The sequence below is a fragment of the Kribbella sp. NPDC048915 genome, from assembly GCF_040649595.1.
Lineage (GTDB): Bacteria > Actinomycetota > Actinomycetes > Propionibacteriales > Kribbellaceae > Kribbella.
The window spans coordinates 116,119-132,913 of sequence record NZ_JBEZFT010000010.1 but is presented as its reverse complement, the minus strand read 5'-3'; the positions used below and the strand labels follow the sequence as shown (position 1 = coordinate 132,913).

Below are 16,795 nucleotides of genomic sequence, written 5' to 3'. Positions count from 1 at the left end.
GGACGTTCCAGTCCGCCGCGGTGCGGCTCGGGACGGTACAGGGCATGGCGCTGTCCCCGGCGGGCTGCTGCCTGCCCGGGGCTCGAGAGTGCGCCACTACTGTCATGCATTCATATTAGAACGTATGTTCGATCGAGACAAACCCCGGCGGCAGCCACAGGCGGCAGCCACACGTGTGATGTCTCAGGACATGGGTGACAGTTGGTGTGTCAGGACATCGGTGACAGTTCAGAGGTCTTGGCGTGGGCCGCGGGGGCGGCCGTTGCCGACGTAGGCGATGTCGGCTCAAGGGTGTGCTCGATGAGGGTCGCGCCGTGCAGGTCGGTGCCGGTGATTGTGTCGCCGTTCGTGATGACGAGGACCTGTTGGAAGCCTCGGCGTCCGTCGACCATGTACTGGACCTCGTCCAGGTAACGGGCGCCGTTGTCGGGCAGCGCCGTCACGACTGTGTCATCGAGCAGGTCTGCCGGGAGCGGGTGCCCGGGCGAGATGTGCTGGCCGCGCTGCCAGTGCCAGTGCCGGTGCGGGGCGGGGCCGGCTAGCGGGTCGGCGGATCAAGTCATCGGCGGGGCGGGGCGCCTCGGCCTTCGCGGTGGCTTGCCAGGCATAAGCGGTGTGACGCGGCCTGGGGTGCTTGGGGGCGCTGGGTGTTGTAGAGGTGGTCGAAGGCGTCGACCTGGGCCCGCAGTTGGTCGAGGGTCTGGGCGAGTGGTTGTTTGTCGAGGTAGCGGAGCAGGGGCTGGTGAAAGCGTTCGTTCCTGCCCTGGGCGGTCGGCTTGCAGGGCTTGCCGGTGATGACGCCCAAGGCCAGCACCTGGACGACGAGCTGCCCAGGAGCCCGCGCAGCGACGGGTCGTCGTACGGGGGCGCATCGGGCAGCCACTGGTTCATCGCGAGACGATACGGGGATCAACAGGCTTGTTCGTCGGCGCGCAGACATTCCAGAGCAGGCATCGACCGCGCGCAAACCCTTAGCAACAAGGAAGCTACGCGCATAGTTGCCATGCGCAACGGCGGCGACCGGGGCAGTGTCAGGCGTCGAGATACAGTGCAGCGAGTCGCGGCAAGTGCGTTTGCAGATCGTCCTCGTCGTCGAAGTCGATCTCCGGGCCGGCCGGAACGTCGGGGGTGTCCGGCGCCTCGGCGTCCACGGCCTTCCAGTACGCCGCCTCGTCGCCGGTCAGGTTCTTGTACGCGTGACTGGCGACGTGCAGCATGCCTTCGCCGTCGAAGCCCTCGAACCCTTCCGGCCGGTCCTCGTCCACGACGTCCGCGAGCGAGTCCGGGTCGGCCAGCGCGGCCTCCCACACCTCGCGTCCCTGGGCGAGCAGCCAGCCCCGGAACGAGTCGAACCCGTCCTCCGAAGCGCCGGAGTTGATCAGGTACGCGGCTGCCCACAGGTCCCACCGGTACGACTCGACCTGCAAGCGTGCGAGCTCGGTCCCGAACTCCACGATCTCGTCGGCCTCCGACGTACCCAGCACCTTGGTCAGCGCGTCCGCAACCGCGTCCGGATCAGCCACGGTGTCGTCCACCGAGGCACGCGCATCCTCGATCAGACCCCAGAACCCATCCCTGTTCACCCTCAAACCATCTCACCGACCCCGGGTCGAACGGGAGCGCTGATTCGGGGTGATCTCAGATTGAGGACTCCGTGGGGCCGGGCCAGCCCGTGGCCAGGCTTGGCGGGCGCTGTTCGACCACCCCGGCGGGCCGCGGCCCAGCGGGGTGAGGCGAGTCGGGCTGATGCGAGTCGGGCTGATGCGAGTCGGGCTGAGTATCGTCGGCCTGGAACCGCTCTCCGAGTTGTTCGGTTCCAGGTTGTGCCTCGGGCTCGATGCCGTCCTGGGAGGACAGTGCCGTCGAGGTCAAGGACGGCCGTTCGTCAGGCTGGTCCGGCAGCTCCCGGAGCCGCGGCGGTGCAGCCGTCCAGGCTCGGAGGTTCTGCACGACGTCCCCGTAGAAGCCGGCAATCGCGTTCTCCACGGAGTCGATGAACGACCCGCGGCCACGCCCCCGCTTGCTGCCGAGTGGAGCCCCGAGAGCCACGCGGAACGAGCGCAGCTCCTTTTTCGGGTCCTCGATCAGCGCCGCCGGGTTGTCGCGGACAGCCCGGAGCAGCTCAGCTGTTCCGGCGCCGCGACCGTGCATGACGAATGCCTCGATCCTCGTGGAGTCCGGGGCATTTCTGAGTTGGCGGAGAAGCCAGTTCACGCGGGTGGTGGCCCGACCGTCGCGTGGCGCGGCGAGGTCGACATGGCAGGTGACGACGCCGGCGCGGAGGTCGGCGGTGACGGTCAACGGCCCGACGGCGTTCGGAATGTTGATCGCGCCCTGCAACGTCCCCTGGCTGCTCATGGATTCGACGAGCGCCTGGGTGCGCTGCGCCGGGTCGGCCAGTTCCTTCCGGGACAAGGCCGGGGTGACGTCATCGCCGAGCTGCCGGCCCAGTTGCAAGCTGACGTATCTGAGCAGTGCATCGAATCTGGCGGCGACCTCGGGCGCGCATTTGTCGCCTGGTCGAAGCGTCCCGGCGGCGACAGCTTCACGGGTCGTCACCCACGACGGCCCCATGTCGTCGAACTGCAGTGCACCCGATCGCGGGTGCTCCAGATAGCGGATCAATTCGCCGAGGATCCACGCCTGGTCGGGATCCGCGACTCCGCGGTGCTCCTTCTGCAGCACGGCCTCGGCCAAGACCATCGACCAGGACCAGTGGTGCAGCGCCACTCGCTTGAGCTTGCGCTTGTCGACCTTTGTCGGATGGAGTCCGGCGATCGCCGGGATCTCGTTGGAGATCGTCACCACTGCGTCGAAGCCCTGCTCGCGGGCGATCTCGAGGTAGGCCTCGAGCTGTTCGGCGTCCAGCGTGTTGACCCCGGTCTTGACCTCGACCAGCGCCGTCCACTCCTTCTTGCCGCGGCGAGCGCGCAGCAAGCCGTCCGGGTAGAGGCGCCGTTCACCCAGGTGGAACGGCACCTCTATGTAGGTTTCCAGCTGTCCCGCGGGTGCGCCCAACGGTTGTGTCAGTACCCGGCCGAACTCCCGCACCGAGGACATCACGGCCAGCAAGGCCGATGTCGCCCGACGCTCCTGCTCATCGGCGCCGTTGATTCCCGAGGTCGGAATCAGGCGTGCCTGATGCCAGCTTTCCGCTGCCATGTCTCATCCCCCACGGCTCGCCCCGGCAGACCCCCCACAGGTCCGAATCACCGAGATCATCCGTTTGAGCACCGCACCCTACGCCACTCGTCACGGAACGTGAAGGCCTGGCCGCGAATTCTGGTCTTTACCACACCTCGTCGAGTTGGGTTCTTTGGGTGGGGGTGAGTTCGAGGCGGGCGCCCTTGAGGGCGGTTTCCAGGTAGGCGGGGGTGCTGATGCCGACGATCGGGGTGACGGCGGGGGTGCCGCCGGCGAGCCAGGCGAGGACGACGGCGGAGCGGGTGGTGCCGAGGGTGGTGGCGAGGTCGGCCAGCACCTCCAGGCGGCGCGTCGTACCGGGGTGGTCGAAGGCCTGGTGGATGGTGCGGTCGGCGCGGTTCTCGTACGCGCCGGACAGCAGCGGGTTGTAGGCGAAGAGCTGCTGCTCGGGGTTGTTATCGGCGTAGTCGAGGACCTCGTCGGTGATCCAGCCGAAGCGGTGGTCGTGGGCGTTGTCGCGGACGAACGGGCGCGGCTGCAGGTACGAGTACCGCAGCTGCAGCGCGCTCGGGGCCATCACGCCGAGCTCGGCGGCCAGGCCGCGCATCCGCTCCACTCGCCACAGCGCGTAGTTCGACAGGCCGAGCCGCCCGATGGTGCCGGCGGCGGCGTGCTTGCCGAACGCGGCGACGGTCTCCTCCAGCGGGGTGGACCGGTCGTCACGGTGCGCCCAGTACAGGTCGATGTGGTCGACGCCGAGCCGGCGTAGCGAGGTCTCGATCCCCGCGTCGATCGCCTTCGTGCCGAGGCCTTCCACGTGCTCCGGCCAACCGCCCGGGAACAGCGGTTCGCAGCCCACCTTGGTCGCCAGCTTGACCCGGTCACGGACACCGGGCCGCCGGGCGAACCATCGACCGAGCAGTTCTTCACTCTGGCCGCCGTGACCGCTCGGGTCCTGCCAGAACGAATAGCAGTTCGCCGTGTCGATCCACTCACCGCCGGCGTCCACAAAGGCGTCCAGCAGCCGGAACGAGGTCTGCTCGTCGATCCGCGTTCCGTACTCCATCGCTCCCAGCGCAAGGTTCGTCATGCGCCGGATCAAAGCGCCTGGAGCGCGCTCCAGGTCAAGCACTCTCGCAGGATCGGCGCGAGTGTCGCCGCCTCGGTGCTGTGATCGGCACCTGGAATCACCCGCAGCGCCGCCGTCGGCAGATGCGCCGCCACGGCCTCGGCTCCGGCCGCCAGCATCGGCCAGGTCTTGTCGCCGTGCAGCACGAGCACGGGGACCGTCACGCCGGCCCATCGGTCGGTCGGCAGCGGCTTCCCGGACATCGTCGTGCCCATGATGCGGCCGTCGTACGCGATCGTGTGTGCGACCTCCTCGACCGGTGCCCACATCGGGCTCTGCTTGATGCCGGCAACCGCCTCGGGAGGCAGGCCGACGGCTGCGGTCATGAACAGCTCGGCGGCCTTGTCGCGGCGTCCCTCGGCGATGAACGCGTCGAGTTGCTCCACGTAGTCCGACGGCAGCACGTGGAATGCGTCGCTCACGATGACCGGCGGCTCGAACAGCACCAGCCCGGCGATCGGCAGCCCGGCCCCGGCGGCGTCGAGCGCCAGCAGGCAGCCGGAGGACCAGGCGGAAATGATCGCCGGGCGGCCGGCGTCCTCGATCAGCGCGGCGATGTCCTCGATCTCCCGCTGGATCGCGTACGGCGCGGTGTCGCCGCTCTCGCCCCGCCCGCGCCGGTCGTACGCGTACGTCCGGAAGTCGTCGCTCAGCAGTGCGCCGAGCTCGGCGTTGACCGGGTTCACGGCCCGGTGCGCCGTGGCGCCGTCGACCACGATCAGTGCTGCGCCTTCGCCGTACGCGTCGAAGGCGATCGTGGTGCCGTCGGCCGATGTCACGGTGCTCATGGTCATCCCTCTCATCAAGAACTAGACCGTACAGTACCCGCCGCAGAACTGGACTGTCCAGTATGATTTCGTCATGGAACCACCGGAGATCGAAGGCCGCACCCCCCGCAAACGCCGCGCGATCCTGGCCGCCGCGACCGAGGTGTTCCTCACCCACGGGTACCTCGGCGCGAGCATGGACGAGGTCGCGGCCAAGGCCGGCGTCTCCAAACAGACCGTCTACAAGCAGTTCGAGAACAAGGAACGCCTGTTCGCCGAGATCGTCCTCGGCACCAGCGATCAGCTGATGGACGGGCTGCTTCAGGCGTACGCCGAGACGCTCGAGGAAGCCACCGACACGCGCGACGCGCTCCGCGCACTGGCCCATCGCCTGCTCCAGAGCCTCACCGCGGACAGCGTGCTGCAACTCCGCCGGCTCGTGATCGCGGAGGCGGACCGCTTCCCGGAGGTCTGCGGCGCGTGGTTCACCAGCGGTTTCGAGAAGTCACTCGAAGCGCTGGGGGAGGCGCTGCAGCGGCTGAGCGAGCGCGGTCTGCTGCGCGAGTTCGACGATCCGACCCTAGTGGCGTACCAGTTCGCCGGGCTGGTCATGTACAAGCCGATGAACCGCGCGATGTTCGCGGGCACCCGGCAGCGACCGAAGCCGGGCGAACTCGACGGCCTAGCCGACCGTGCGGTCGACGTCTTCCTCGCCGCCTACGGCCCGAAGGAAGCGTAAAGCCAAGGAACCGCAAAGCGCAGGAAGCGTCAGAGCGTTCCGCGCGTCGACGTGCGGACCACCAGTTCCGGCGTGAAGGTCACCCGCTGGTGCTCGTGATCCGGGTTCGACGACTCGTCCAGCAGCAACTCCGCGGCCGTCCGCCCGAGCAACTGCCGGGGCTGGCGCACCGAGGTCAGCGGCACGGCGGCTGCCTCGGCGAACTCGATGTCGTCGTACCCGACGATCGCGAGATCCTCCGGGACGCGTAGCCCCAGGCTCACGCACTGCTGCAGCAATCCCAAAGCCAGCAGATCGTTCGCGCAGAACGCAGCGGTCGGCCGGCGATCCGCAGGCAGCCCCGCCAGGCGCTGACCGGCACCACGACCTTCGGCGACGGTGAGTGCGCCGGTGGTCAGCTCGATCAGGTTCGTCAGCGGTTTCCCGGCGGTCTGCAGTGCGCGCCGCGCGCCGTCGCGACGGTCGATGACCTGACCGATCGTGTTCGGGCCGCCGACGTAGGCGATCCGCTCGTGGCCGAGCTCGAGCAGATGGGAGATCGCGAGTTCGCCGCCGAGCACGTCGTTCACGGCGACCGAGCAGTGCTCCGCGTCGTCGATCGCGCGGTCGACCACGACCACCGGCGTACCGCGCGACGGCAGCTTGCGCAGGCGGGCGGAGTTCTGGTCGATGGGGGTGATCAGGATGCCCTGGACGCGCTGCTGCTCGAGCAGGTCGAGGTACGCCGCCTCGCGGTCGACGTCCTCGCTGCTGTTGCAGAGGAACACCGACAGGCCGGCCGCTTGCGCCGCCTCCTCGACGCCCTTCGCGACGTCGGTGAAGAACGGGTTGCCGGCGTCGAGCATCAGGTACGCCAGGATCCGCGACGACCCGGCGCGCAGTTGCCGGGCCGATTCGTTGCGAACGAAGCCGAGCGAGGCCATCGCCGCCTCGACCTTCGCGCGGGTCAGCGGGCTGACCACCTCGGGCCGGTTCAGCACGTTGGAGACGGTCCCCAGTGAGACGCCGGCGGCCGCGGCCACCGCCTTCACGCCGGCGGCGTGAGGTTTCGGCGGGCGCCGGCGACGGGAGCGCTCGGGCAGGGCCTCATCGTCCACGGACACGAAACCTCCCTGCATCACTCGAACTGCATCACTCGAATCAGCACCACTCGAATCAGCACCACTCGAATCGGCATCACTCGAACCCGCACCACTCGAAACGCCGCAGCTGACTTGAAACGTCTTACGAAATGTCCTGGCTGCCGCAGAATACCCGCTCCTCGCACGGATCGCCGCGTCATCCGTCCGGGACGGCCGGTAATGCTGGGCAGACCCTTGACGCCCGCCCCCGACCACGCTTAGCGTCGGGGAACGCTCTTGAAACCTTTCATCCACAGCGTCAGAACAGCGCAGTCCCCGTCCGCCCACAGACAGGTGCCGCCGTGAATCGTTACTGCTTCTGCCTGCAGGTCCGGCCCGACCGGCTCGACGAGTACGTCGAGCGGCACCGCGACGTCTGGCCCGAGATGCAGGCGGCGCTGCGGGACTCCGGCTGGCACAACTACTCGCTGTTCCTGCGCGCCGACGGCCTACTGATCGGGTACGTCGAGTCCGACGACCTGGACGCGGCGCAGCAGGCGATGGCGGCGACCGAGGTGAACGCCCGCTGGCAGGCCCAGATGACCGAGTTCTTCACCGGGACCGACGGCCGGCCGCCGGACGAGTCCTTCCAGCTGCTCCCCGAGATCTTCCACCTGACTGATTCCAATCCTGAAGGGGACCGACCATGACGACCGATGCCGTGCAGGCCGCGCTGAGCCGCCAGGAGATCGAGCTGCCCTCGTGGGCGTTCGGCAACTCGGGGACCCGGTTCAAGGTCTTCACCCAGCCGGGCGTCCCGCGGTCCCCGGAGGAGAAGATCGCCGACGCCGCGATGGTGCACAAGTACACCGGCGTCGCGCCGAGCGTCGCGCTGCACATCCCCTGGGACAAGGTGGACGACTACGCGGCGCTGTCGGCGTACGCGAAGGAGCAGGGCGTCCGGATCGGCGCGATCAACAGCAACGTGTTCCAGGACGACGACTACAAGCTCGGCAGCGTCACCAACCCGGACTCGGCCGTCCGGCGGAAGGCGACCGATCATCTGCTCGAGTGTGTCGACATCATGGACCAGACCGGCTCGCGCGACCTGAAGCTGTGGTTCTCCGACGGCACCAACTACCCCGGTCAGGACGACATCCAGGACCGGCAGGAGCGGCTGGCGGCGGCGCTCAAGGAGGTCTACGACCGGCTCGGTGAGAACCAGCGGATGCTGCTGGAGTACAAGCTGTTCGAGCCGGCCTTCTACACCACGGACGTGCCGGACTGGGGTACGTCGTACGCGCACTGCATCGAACTGGGGCCAAAGGCGACGGTCTGCATCGACACCGGGCACCACGCGCCGGGGACGAACATCGAGTTCATCGTGGCGTTCCTGCTGCGCACCAAGAAGCTCGGCGCGTTCGACTTCAACAGCCGGTTCTACGCCGACGACGACCTGATGGTGGGCGCGGCGGACCCGTTCCAGCTGTTCCGGATCATGAACGAGATCGTCCGCGGCGACGCGCTCGACCCGGACCGCGGGATCGCGTTCATGCTCGACCAGTGCCACAACATCGAGGAGAAGATTCCCGCGATCATCCGCTCGGTGATGAACGTGCAGGAGGCCACCGCGAAGGCGCTGCTGGTCGACCGTGACGCACTCCGCGCGGCGCAGCAGAGCGGCGACGTCCTCGGTGCGAACGCGGCGCTGATGGACGCCTACAACACCGACGTCCGCCCGCTGCTCGCGGAGCTGCGCGAGTCGCAGGGCCTGGACCCGGACCCGGTCGCGGCGTACAAGCGCAGCGGCTACTTCGAGCAGATCACCAAGGACCGCGTCGGCGGTCAGCAGGCCGGATGGGGAGCATGAACGTGAGCGACACCGCTGCCGATCTCGTTGCGCGAAGCAACCGGTTGGGCGCCGATCCGCGCAACACCAATTATGCGGGCGGCAACACGTCCGCGAAGGGTACGGCGACCGACCCGGTGACTCGTACGCCGGTGGAGCTGCTGTGGGTGAAGGGCTCCGGCGGTGACCTCGGGACGCTGACCGAGAAGGGCCTGGCCGTACTGCGCCTCGACCGGCTGAACGCCCTCGTCGACAGCTACCCGGGCGTCGACCGTGAGGACGAGATGGTCGCCGCGTTCGACTACTGCCTGCACGGCAAGGGCGGCGCCGCACCGTCGATCGACACGGCGATGCACGGGCTGGTCGACGCCCCTCATGTCGACCACCTGCACCCGGACTCCGGGATCGCGCTGGCGACGGCGGCAGACGGCGAGAAGCTGACCGCCGAGTGCTTCGGTGACCGCGTCGTCTGGGTGCCGTGGCGTCGTCCCGGCTTCCAGCTCGGCCTCGACATCGCCGCAGTGAAACGTGACAACCCGCAGGCCATCGGCTGCATCCTCGGCGGGCACGGCATCACCGCGTGGGGCGCCACGTCCGCGGAGTGCGAGGCGAACTCGCTGGACATCATCCGCACGGCGGAACGGTTCCTGGCCGAGCGTGGTGTCGCGGAGCCGTTCGGCGCGGTCGTCGACGGTTTCGAGGCCCTGCCGGTCGACGAACGTCGCGCCAAGGCCGCCGCGCTCGCGCCGGTCGTCCGCGGCCTGACGTCGACCGACAAACCTCAGATCGGGCACTTCAACGACTCCGACGTCGTGCTCGAGTTTCTGTCCCGCGAGAAGCTGCAGCCGCTGGCCCAACTCGGCACGTCCTGCCCCGACCACTTCCTCCGCACAAAGGTCCGGCCGCTCGTCCTCGACCTGCCGGCGTCCGCGTCGATCGAGGAGTCGATCGCCCGGCTCAAGGAGCTGCACGCGCAGTACCGCGCGGACTATGCGGCCTACTACGAGCGGTACGCCGAGCCCGACAGCCCGGCCATGCGCGGCGCGGACCCGGCCATCGTGCTGGTGCCCGGCGTCGGCATGTTCAGCTTCGGCAAGGACAAGCAGACCGCGCGCGTGGCCGGCGAGTTCTACGTCAACGCGATCAACGTGATGCGCGGTGCCGAGGCGGTGTCGACGTACGCGCCGATCGACGAGCGGGAGAAGTTCCGGATCGAGTATTGGGCGCTCGAGGAGGCGAAGCTGCAGCGGATGCCGAAGCCGAAGCCGCTGGCCACCCGGGTCGCGTTCGTGACCGGCGGTGGCTCCGGGATCGGCAAGGCGATCGCGATGCGGCTCGCCGCCGAGGGGGCCTGTGTCGTTGTCGCGGACCTCGACCTCGCGGCCGCCGAGGCTGTGGCGAAGGAGATCGGCTCGTCCGACGTGGCCGTCGCGGTCGGCGCGGACGTGTCGTCGGCGGACGCGGTCGAGGCGGCGCTGCGCGAGGCGGTGCTGGCGTTCGGCGGCGTCGATCTGATTGTCAACAACGCCGGCCTCTCGATCTCGAAGTCGTTGCTCGACACCACCGAACGCGACTGGGACCTGCAGCACGACGTTATGGCGAAGGGCTCGTTCCTGGTCTCGCGGGCGGCCGCGAAGGTGCTGATCGACCAGGGCCTCGGCGGAGACATCGTCTACATCTCCAGCAAGAACTCGGTGTTCGCCGGTCCCAACAACGTCGCGTACGGCGCGGCGAAGGCCGACCAGGCGCACCAGGTCCGGCTGCTCGCGGCCGAGCTCGGCGAGTACGGCATCCGCGTGAACGGCGTGAACCCGGACGGCGTCGTCCGCGGCTCCGGGATCTTCGCCGGTGGATGGGGCGCTCAGCGGGCCGCGGTCTACGGCGTACCCGAGGAAGAACTGGGTGCGTACTACGCGCAGCGGACCCTGCTGAAGCGGGAGGTGCTGCCGGAGAACGTCGCGGCCGCGGTGTTTGCGCTGACCGGCGGCGACCTGACGCACACGACCGGCCTGCACGTGCCTGTCGACGCCGGCGTGGCCGCCGCCTTCCTGCGTTAGGTGAGCCGATGAAGCGTGTCGCGGCAGTGGACCTGGGGGCCTCGAGCGGGCGCGTCATGCTCGGCGAGGTCGGCCCGGACGTCCTGCGGTTGCGCGAGCTGAACCGCTTCTGGAACGGCCCGGTGCGGGTGCGCGGCCGCCTGCACTGGGATGTCATCCACCTCTACCGGTCGATCCTCGAAGGCCTCCAGGGCGCGGGAGAGCTGGACGGTATCGGCATCGACTCGTGGGCGGTCGACTACGGCCTGCTGGACCGCGACGGCCGTCTCCTCGGCAACCCGGTGCACTATCGCGACTCACGGACCGACGGCGTGATGGAACGAGTCCTGTCGACGATCCCGGCCGCCGACCTGTACGCCGTCACCGGACTGCAGCAGTTGCCGTTCAACACCATCTACCAGCTCGCCGCCGAGGAGTTGCCGGCCGACGCCGCGACGCTGCTGATGATCCCGGACCTGCTGAGCTACTGGCTGACCGGAGCGATCGGCGTCGAGCGAACCAACGCCTCGACCACCCAGTTGTACGACGTCCGCGCACGAGAGTGGAGTGACGAGCTGCTCTCGCGCGCCGGGCTGCCGCGACGGATTCTTCCCGCGCTGCGCGAGCCGGGCGACGTGATCGGCACCGCGCTGCCGGACGAGACCGGGCTGGAACCCGGTATCCCGGTGATCGCGGTCGGATCGCACGACACCGCCTCGGCCGTGGTCGCCGTACCGGCCGTCGACGACCGGTTCGCGTACATCTCGTCGGGGACCTGGTCGCTCGTCGGCCTCGAACTCGACGCACCGGTGCTCAGCGCCGAGGCGCGGGCCGAGAACTTCACCAACGAAGGCGGAGTCGACGGGCGGATTCGGTTCCTGCGCAATGTGATGGGGCTGTGGATTCTGCAGGAATGCCAGCGGATCTGGGGTGACGACGATCTGGCCGGCCTGTTGCGGCGGGCGGCGGACGCGCCGCCGTTCGCCGTGCTGATCGACCCGGACGCTTCCGAGTTCCTTGCCCCGGGCAACATGCCGGCGCTGATCGAGGCGCAGTGCCGGGACACCGGGCAGGACGTGCCGCGGTCGCGAGGAGCCTTTGTCCGCTGCATTCTGGAAAGCCTCGCGCTCGCGTACCGCCGTACCCTCCGGGCCGCGCAGACGATCGCCGATCGCGACGTCGACGTACTGCACGTCATCGGCGGCGGCTCGCAGAACGAGTTGCTGTGTCAGTTGACCGCCGACGCGTGCGGCGTACCGGTGCTCGCCGGGCCGGTCGAGGCCTCCGCGCTCGGCAACGTCCTCGTCCAGGCTCGCGCCCTCGGCGAGCCCTTCCCGGACCTGGGCGCGATGCGCGCGCTGGTCCGGTCCACCCATTCTCTGCGGCGCTACGACCCGCAGGGCAAACCGGCCGACTGGGACGCCGCCGAGTCCCGGGTCTTCGGAACCAGGTGATCAGCATGACCGTCCTCTCCCAGGAAATCCGCCCGATGGCACGCCGGGTGCCACCGCGCGAGATCAGTCACGACGACTTGCAGTTGCTCCGATTGCTCGCCACCGGCCTGCCCGTCGACGGTGTCGCACGCCGCCTCGACTTGTCCGAGCGCACGGTCCGCCGGCGCACCCGGGTGATCTGCGACCGGCTCGGGTTCAGTACGGCGATCGAGGCGATCGTCTGGGCGGCCCGGCGCGGGCTGGTCTGAGCCGGGGCCGGGCCGAACTGCGCGTGTTCCCGCGGGTACGGCGTTAGACCGCGACGACGGCGGGTACCGGTGGTTCTGATCATCGAGCCGAGGAGGACCGATGGACGGAATGACCATTGTCTGGATCGTCGTCGCGGTCGCCGTACTGGTGATCGTGATCGCGCTGATCGCCGGCGCGATGTCACGGTCGTCGAAGCGGCGGGCCGAGCGGGACCGTGAGCAGGCGTACGAACATGAGCAGCAGGCGCAGGCGAGCGCGCTGCAGGCCGAGAAGCAGCAGGCCGCTGCCGACGAGGTCGACGCCCGCGCCCGGAAGGCGCAGGCGATCGCCGACGAGAAGGCCGCCGAGGCACGCCGCCTCGCCGCCGGTGCGAACGAACGGCGCGAAGCCGCCGACGGCGCCCGCGCGGAAGCCGAGGAACATCGCGGCCAAGCCCAGAACCTGTGGCCCGACAAGGACTACGACAACGGGAAGACACGGGACGACGGGATGGCGCGCGAAAGCCGTATGACCCGCGACGACGCGATGACGCGCGACGACGGGATGGCCCGCGACGACCGGGCAGTCCAGGGGCACCATCGGGCTCCGGACGGGCGTGACGGTGTGGGTGCTCCCAACGGTGTGGGGCCGGAAGCGACCGGTCAGCCGATGGGCGGCGCGACCGACGAGCAGCCCGTGCATCCGCCGAACTGGGACGACGGAACGCATCCGAACGACCCGCGGCACGCGAAGCACACCAAGGGCTGATCCGCTCAGATCAGGTACCGGAACTCGGGGGAGTTCGGGTTGATCCGCTCGATGTCCAGCGGGGCGGCCTCCATCCGCGAAAGCAGCAGTGGGAGGTCGTCCCGCGTACTGATCTCGATGCCGACCAGCGCGACCCCGGTCTCGCGGTTGTTCCGCTTCACGTATTCGAACAGTGTGATGTCGTCGTCCGGTCCGAGCGCCTCGTCCAGGAACGCCCGGAGCGCTCCGGGCTCCTGTGGGAACGTGACCAGGAAGTAGTGCTTGAGTCCTTCGTAAACCAACGAGCGCTCGAGAATCTCGCCGTACCGGCTGACATCGTTGTTCCCGCCGGACAGCAGGCAGACGACGGTCTCACCCGGGCGTACGTCGAGACCGTTGCCCAAGGCACTGGTCGACAGCGCCCCGGCCGGCTCGGCGATCAGGCCGTCGGTCTGGTACAGCTCCAGCATCTCCGAGCAGACCAGACCCTCGGGCACGGACATCAACTCCACACCGCCTTGCCGCACCAGCGGAAGCGTCACGTCACCGACCCGGCGTACGGCGGCACCGTCGACGAAACTGTCCAGCTGCGGCAACGTCACCGGCTTTCCCGCCTCCACAGCGGCGGCCATACTCGCCGCACCGGCCGGCTCGACGCCGACGATGCGCACGCCGGGATGCCGTTGTCTGATCCACGTCGACACCCCGGCGACCAGCCCGCCGCCGCCGACCGGCACCACCAGGACGTCGGGCGCGTGGCCGAGTTGCTCGACCAGTTCGATCGCCACGGTCCCTTGTCCCGCAACGGTTCTCGGGTCGTCAAACGCCGGCACCATCGTCGCGCCGGTCGCCGACGCCTCGGCGTACGCCGCCGCGGCCGCGTCGTCGTAGGTGTCGCCGGTGACGACGACCTGGATCTGCTTGCCGCCGAGCGCCTTGATCCGGTCACGTTTCTGCCGCGGCGTCGTCCGCGGTACGTAGACCTTGCCGTGCACACCGAGAATGTGGCAGGAATACGCCAGTCCCTGGCCGTGGTTGCCCGCGCTAGCGCAGACCACACCCGCGGCTTTGGCCGTGTCGTCGAGTTGCGCGATCAGGTTGTACGCCCCGCGCAACTTGTAGGAGCGACCGATCTGCAGGTCCTCCCGCTTGAGCCAGACCTGCGCGCCGGTGCGCTCGGAGAGCCGCAGGTTGCGCTGCAACGGAGTACGGACGGCGACGCCGTCCAAACGCTTGACGGCCGCCTCGATCGTTGCCGCGTCAACCGTCGATCGAGCGACTGAACCACTGCCCTGCATGGAGTTCCTTCCCGTGCATTTGCACGATCTTCGCCGATTCGCTCGCTGCACAAGACGATTCGCGTCCACAGTCCGGACCGACGGATACCTTTGCGTATCAGACTCTTGCACCATGCGTGAAACGGCACTTCACTGGGCATCTTAGTTTTCACACGCTCACCCGCTGTAACGACCAGGCCCCTGGGAGAGATGAGCCGGGTAAAGCCGGTCAGTGAGGACTGGAGGGCACATGGAACTGATTCCGTTCAGTCTGTGGGGCGACGCTTTGTGGTGCGGTCAGGAAGTCGTGCGGGAGGCCCCGCACGAGCAGGCGATCCGTAGCCTGTTCCCCGACCCCATCCCGGCGCGCGGCGCAGATCTGGACACCGAGGCGGACCTCGTCCCGGAACCGCACAACCGTTTCGACCCGCGGTCGATCGCCGTTCGGGTGCAGGGCAAGGTTGTCGGCTATCTGCCGAGGGACGACGCGCACCGGTACCACCCGGTGCTGTCAGAGCTGGTGGCGCAAGGCCTGCAACCGCGGGTCCCCTGCCACCTGTGGGTCAGCGAATGGGAACCGGCGGACTGGGACGGCAACGGCACCCAGGGCACCGCGTTCCACGCCAGCGTCGCGGTCGCCCTCGGGCAGCCGCACATGCTGGTCCCGGTGAACCTGCCCCCGCCAGGCAGCTTTCACCTACTTCCGCCCGGCAGCGGCATCGTGGTGCCGGGCAGCGAGGTTCATCCGGAGGTGCTGGCACCGTTCTTCCGTCCGGAGGGCGAGTGCTGGGCGTACGCCACCATGCATGCGATCGAGGAGGAGGACTGCATCCAGGATCGGCACCGGATCGTGGTCGAGATCAGGCTCGACGACGAACCCGTCGGCCGGCTCAGCGCGCGACTGAGCGCCGAGTTCCTGCCGGCGATCCATTACCTCGCCGACATGCGGGCCGAGACCGCCGCGCGGGTCACCGTCCGAGGTGACCGGAACGCATCGGAGGTGATTCTCTACGCGGCGCGCAGTCACGACCTGCCGGCCACCTGGCCGGACGGCCTGACCCGCTCCCCGGTCGTGTCCCCGCAATGGCACTACTGGGCCAAAGAGGCCAACTAGGCCAACTAGGCGGCTGCGCAGTACTGACCATGCCTCACCAGGCCGGTACCGCGGAGCTACTTGACCACCCGCACACCCACTCGGCCCGCAGCTGTCTGCGGGCCGAGTGGCCTCCGGTGCCGTACCGTGGGGGTATGGCGAAGGGTCCAGCGTGTCCGGTGTGTGGGGAACGGGGTGTGCCGATTCTCTACGGACTGCCGACGCCGGTCGCACGTGCGGCAGCCGCCGCCGGAAAGGTTCGCCTGTACGGCTGCGTGATCCCGCCGGAGCCCGACAACTGGACCTGTTCGCAGGGTCATGCGTGGCGGGCGGACGACGACCAGGCGCTCGCGGACGCGATCGACGCGGCGCTCGGCCGCCGGTGACCCACGGCGGATGAAACAGCCGTGGAACCACAACATCCACTATCACCCGCAGGTGCTGCGGGCCGTTCCGGCGGGCGCTGAGCGCGCACTCGACATCGAGTACGTCCTCGGGGACTTCCTCGAGTACCCGCTCGAGCCGGAGTCGTACGACGTCATCGGCTCGATCGCCACGCTGCACCACGTCGACGCCCGTGAGGGCCTGCTGCGGATGCGGGAGTTGCTGCGCCCGGGCGGGGTGCTCGTGGTGATCGGCCTGGCCCGCGAGTGGCTCCCGCGCGATCTGCCGCAGGTCGTCGCCGGTGCCGCCGTCCATCGGGTTCACCGACTGACGAAGGGGTGCTGGGAGCATCCGTCACCGACCGTGTGGCCGCCACCGGTCACCTACGAGGAGATGCGCGACCACACCATGACTCTGCTGCCGGGCGCGACGTTCCGCCGCCATCTCCTGTTCCGCTACTCGATCACGTGGCGGAAATGACGATCGTCCAGGTCCCGGATGCGGACCTGCTCGCGCGTGCTGTCCACACCTTCATGGAGGTGGAGGCCGGTCCGGAATACCTCGACGCCCCGAGCGCGCTGGCCTTCGTGGCCACCGCGGGCGATGACATCGCTGGCTGGTGCTGGGGCCACCACCTCGCCCGGCCCGACGGCGAGTCGATGCTGTACGTCCACCAACTGGAGGTCAGCGCATCCCACCGCCGCAAGGGGATCGGCCGGTCCCTGCTGGTCGCGTTCATGGACGCCGGCCGCGCCGCCGGCGCGAACAAGATGTTCCTCACCACCGGCGAGGGGAACGCCTCGGCCCGCGCCCTCTACGACTCCCTCGGCGGCGGACTCGCGATGCAGGGCCCGACCGTCAACTACTGGTTCCTGCTCTAGACAGAT

18 protein-coding genes and 1 pseudogene are annotated in these 16,795 nt (G+C 68.8%); 11 read left to right on the top strand and 8 right to left on the bottom strand.

Annotated features, from left to right (window positions below):
• Positions 1-209: 209 nt before the first annotated feature.
• From AB0B82_RS08635 to AB0B82_RS08610, 6 genes and pseudogenes are all read right to left on the bottom strand, one after another.
• Complete coding sequence (locus AB0B82_RS08635; RefSeq protein ID WP_360164147.1) at positions 210-443, bottom strand: hypothetical protein; 234 nt, start codon at positions 441-443, stop codon at positions 210-212.
• Positions 444-611: 168 nt separating this feature from the next.
• Positions 612-832, bottom strand: a pseudogene (locus AB0B82_RS08630) (integrase core domain-containing protein); the annotation flags it as partial.
• Positions 833-1,031: 199 nt separating this feature from the next.
• Entirely contained in the window at positions 1,032-1,583 is a 552-nt protein-coding gene (locus AB0B82_RS08625) for a DUF4240 domain-containing protein (RefSeq protein WP_360164145.1), read from the bottom strand.
• Between the two features lie 55 nt (positions 1,584-1,638).
• Positions 1,639-3,162, bottom strand: a complete 1,524-nt coding sequence (locus tag AB0B82_RS08620) for a hypothetical protein (protein ID WP_360164143.1) — start codon at positions 3,160-3,162, stop codon at positions 1,639-1,641.
• A 127-nt stretch (positions 3,163-3,289) separates the two neighbouring features.
• The gene (locus AB0B82_RS08615) at positions 3,290-4,234 is read right to left on the bottom strand and encodes an aldo/keto reductase (protein WP_360164141.1); all 945 of its coding nucleotides are present in this window, start codon (positions 4,232-4,234) and stop codon (positions 3,290-3,292) included.
• 8 nt (positions 4,235-4,242) lie between these two features.
• Positions 4,243-5,061 carry an alpha/beta hydrolase gene (locus tag AB0B82_RS08610; RefSeq protein ID WP_360164139.1) on the bottom strand — a complete coding sequence of 273 codons (819 nt, stop codon included), beginning with the start codon at positions 5,059-5,061 and terminating at the stop codon, positions 4,243-4,245.
• Between the two features lie 73 nt (positions 5,062-5,134).
• Between AB0B82_RS08610 and AB0B82_RS08605 the strand changes: the two genes are divergently transcribed.
• Positions 5,135-5,779, top strand: a complete 645-nt coding sequence (locus AB0B82_RS08605) for a TetR/AcrR family transcriptional regulator (protein WP_360164137.1) — start codon at positions 5,135-5,137, stop codon at positions 5,777-5,779.
• A gap of 29 nt (positions 5,780-5,808) precedes the next feature.
• Here the strand turns inward: AB0B82_RS08605 and AB0B82_RS08600 are convergent, their stop codons facing one another.
• Complete coding sequence (locus tag AB0B82_RS08600) at positions 5,809-6,882, bottom strand: LacI family DNA-binding transcriptional regulator (RefSeq protein WP_360164135.1); 1,074 nt, start codon at positions 6,880-6,882, stop codon at positions 5,809-5,811.
• Positions 6,883-7,202: 320 nt separating this feature from the next.
• On the opposite strand from AB0B82_RS08600, the gene AB0B82_RS08595 reads away from it, so the two are divergent.
• From AB0B82_RS08595 to AB0B82_RS08570, 6 genes are all read left to right on the top strand, one after another.
• The gene (locus AB0B82_RS08595; protein WP_360164133.1) at positions 7,203-7,550 is read left to right on the top strand and encodes an L-rhamnose mutarotase; all 348 of its coding nucleotides are present in this window, start codon (positions 7,203-7,205) and stop codon (positions 7,548-7,550) included.
• Complete coding sequence (gene rhaI, locus AB0B82_RS08590; protein ID WP_360164131.1) at positions 7,547-8,710, top strand: L-rhamnose isomerase; 1,164 nt, start codon at positions 7,547-7,549, stop codon at positions 8,708-8,710. The genes AB0B82_RS08595 and rhaI overlap by 4 nt, the downstream gene beginning before the upstream one ends.
• Complete coding sequence (locus tag AB0B82_RS08585) at positions 8,707-10,746, top strand: bifunctional aldolase/short-chain dehydrogenase (protein WP_360164129.1); 2,040 nt, start codon at positions 8,707-8,709, stop codon at positions 10,744-10,746. The genes rhaI and AB0B82_RS08585 overlap by 4 nt, the downstream gene beginning before the upstream one ends.
• Before the next feature lie 8 nt (positions 10,747-10,754).
• The gene (locus AB0B82_RS08580; RefSeq protein ID WP_360164127.1) at positions 10,755-12,179 is read left to right on the top strand and encodes a rhamnulokinase family protein; all 1,425 of its coding nucleotides are present in this window, start codon (positions 10,755-10,757) and stop codon (positions 12,177-12,179) included.
• A 5-nt stretch (positions 12,180-12,184) separates the two neighbouring features.
• Positions 12,185-12,427, top strand: coding sequence for a helix-turn-helix domain-containing protein (locus AB0B82_RS08575; protein WP_360164125.1), 243 nt, complete (start codon positions 12,185-12,187; stop codon positions 12,425-12,427).
• A 100-nt stretch (positions 12,428-12,527) separates the two neighbouring features.
• Positions 12,528-13,175, top strand: coding sequence for a hypothetical protein (locus AB0B82_RS08570; protein WP_360164123.1), 648 nt, complete (start codon positions 12,528-12,530; stop codon positions 13,173-13,175).
• Between the two features lie 5 nt (positions 13,176-13,180).
• On the opposite strand, the gene ilvA is transcribed toward AB0B82_RS08570, so the two are convergent.
• Positions 13,181-14,452: a threonine ammonia-lyase IlvA gene (ilvA, locus tag AB0B82_RS08565; RefSeq protein ID WP_360164122.1), complete on the bottom strand. Its 1,272-nt coding sequence runs from the start codon at positions 14,450-14,452 to the stop codon at positions 13,181-13,183.
• 229 nt (positions 14,453-14,681) lie between these two features.
• Here ilvA and AB0B82_RS08560 point away from each other — a divergent pair, with 229 nt between their 5' ends.
• The 4 genes from AB0B82_RS08560 to AB0B82_RS08545 all read left to right on the top strand — a co-directional run bounded on the left by AB0B82_RS08560 (position 14,682) and on the right by AB0B82_RS08545 (position 16,789).
• Positions 14,682-15,545, top strand: coding sequence for an HIRAN domain-containing protein (locus AB0B82_RS08560; protein WP_360164120.1), 864 nt, complete (start codon positions 14,682-14,684; stop codon positions 15,543-15,545).
• 176 nt (positions 15,546-15,721) lie between these two features.
• Positions 15,722-15,910 carry a hypothetical protein gene (locus tag AB0B82_RS08555; protein WP_360164118.1) on the top strand — a complete coding sequence of 63 codons (189 nt, stop codon included), beginning with the start codon at positions 15,722-15,724 and terminating at the stop codon, positions 15,908-15,910.
• A 10-nt stretch (positions 15,911-15,920) separates the two neighbouring features.
• On the top strand, positions 15,921-16,388 hold the full coding sequence (locus AB0B82_RS08550; protein WP_360164116.1) for a class I SAM-dependent methyltransferase: 468 nt from the start codon (positions 15,921-15,923) through the stop codon (positions 16,386-16,388).
• On the top strand, positions 16,385-16,789 hold the full coding sequence (locus tag AB0B82_RS08545) for a GNAT family N-acetyltransferase (RefSeq protein ID WP_360164114.1): 405 nt from the start codon (positions 16,385-16,387) through the stop codon (positions 16,787-16,789). The genes AB0B82_RS08550 and AB0B82_RS08545 overlap by 4 nt, the downstream gene beginning before the upstream one ends.
• Positions 16,790-16,795: the final 6 nt, after the last annotated feature.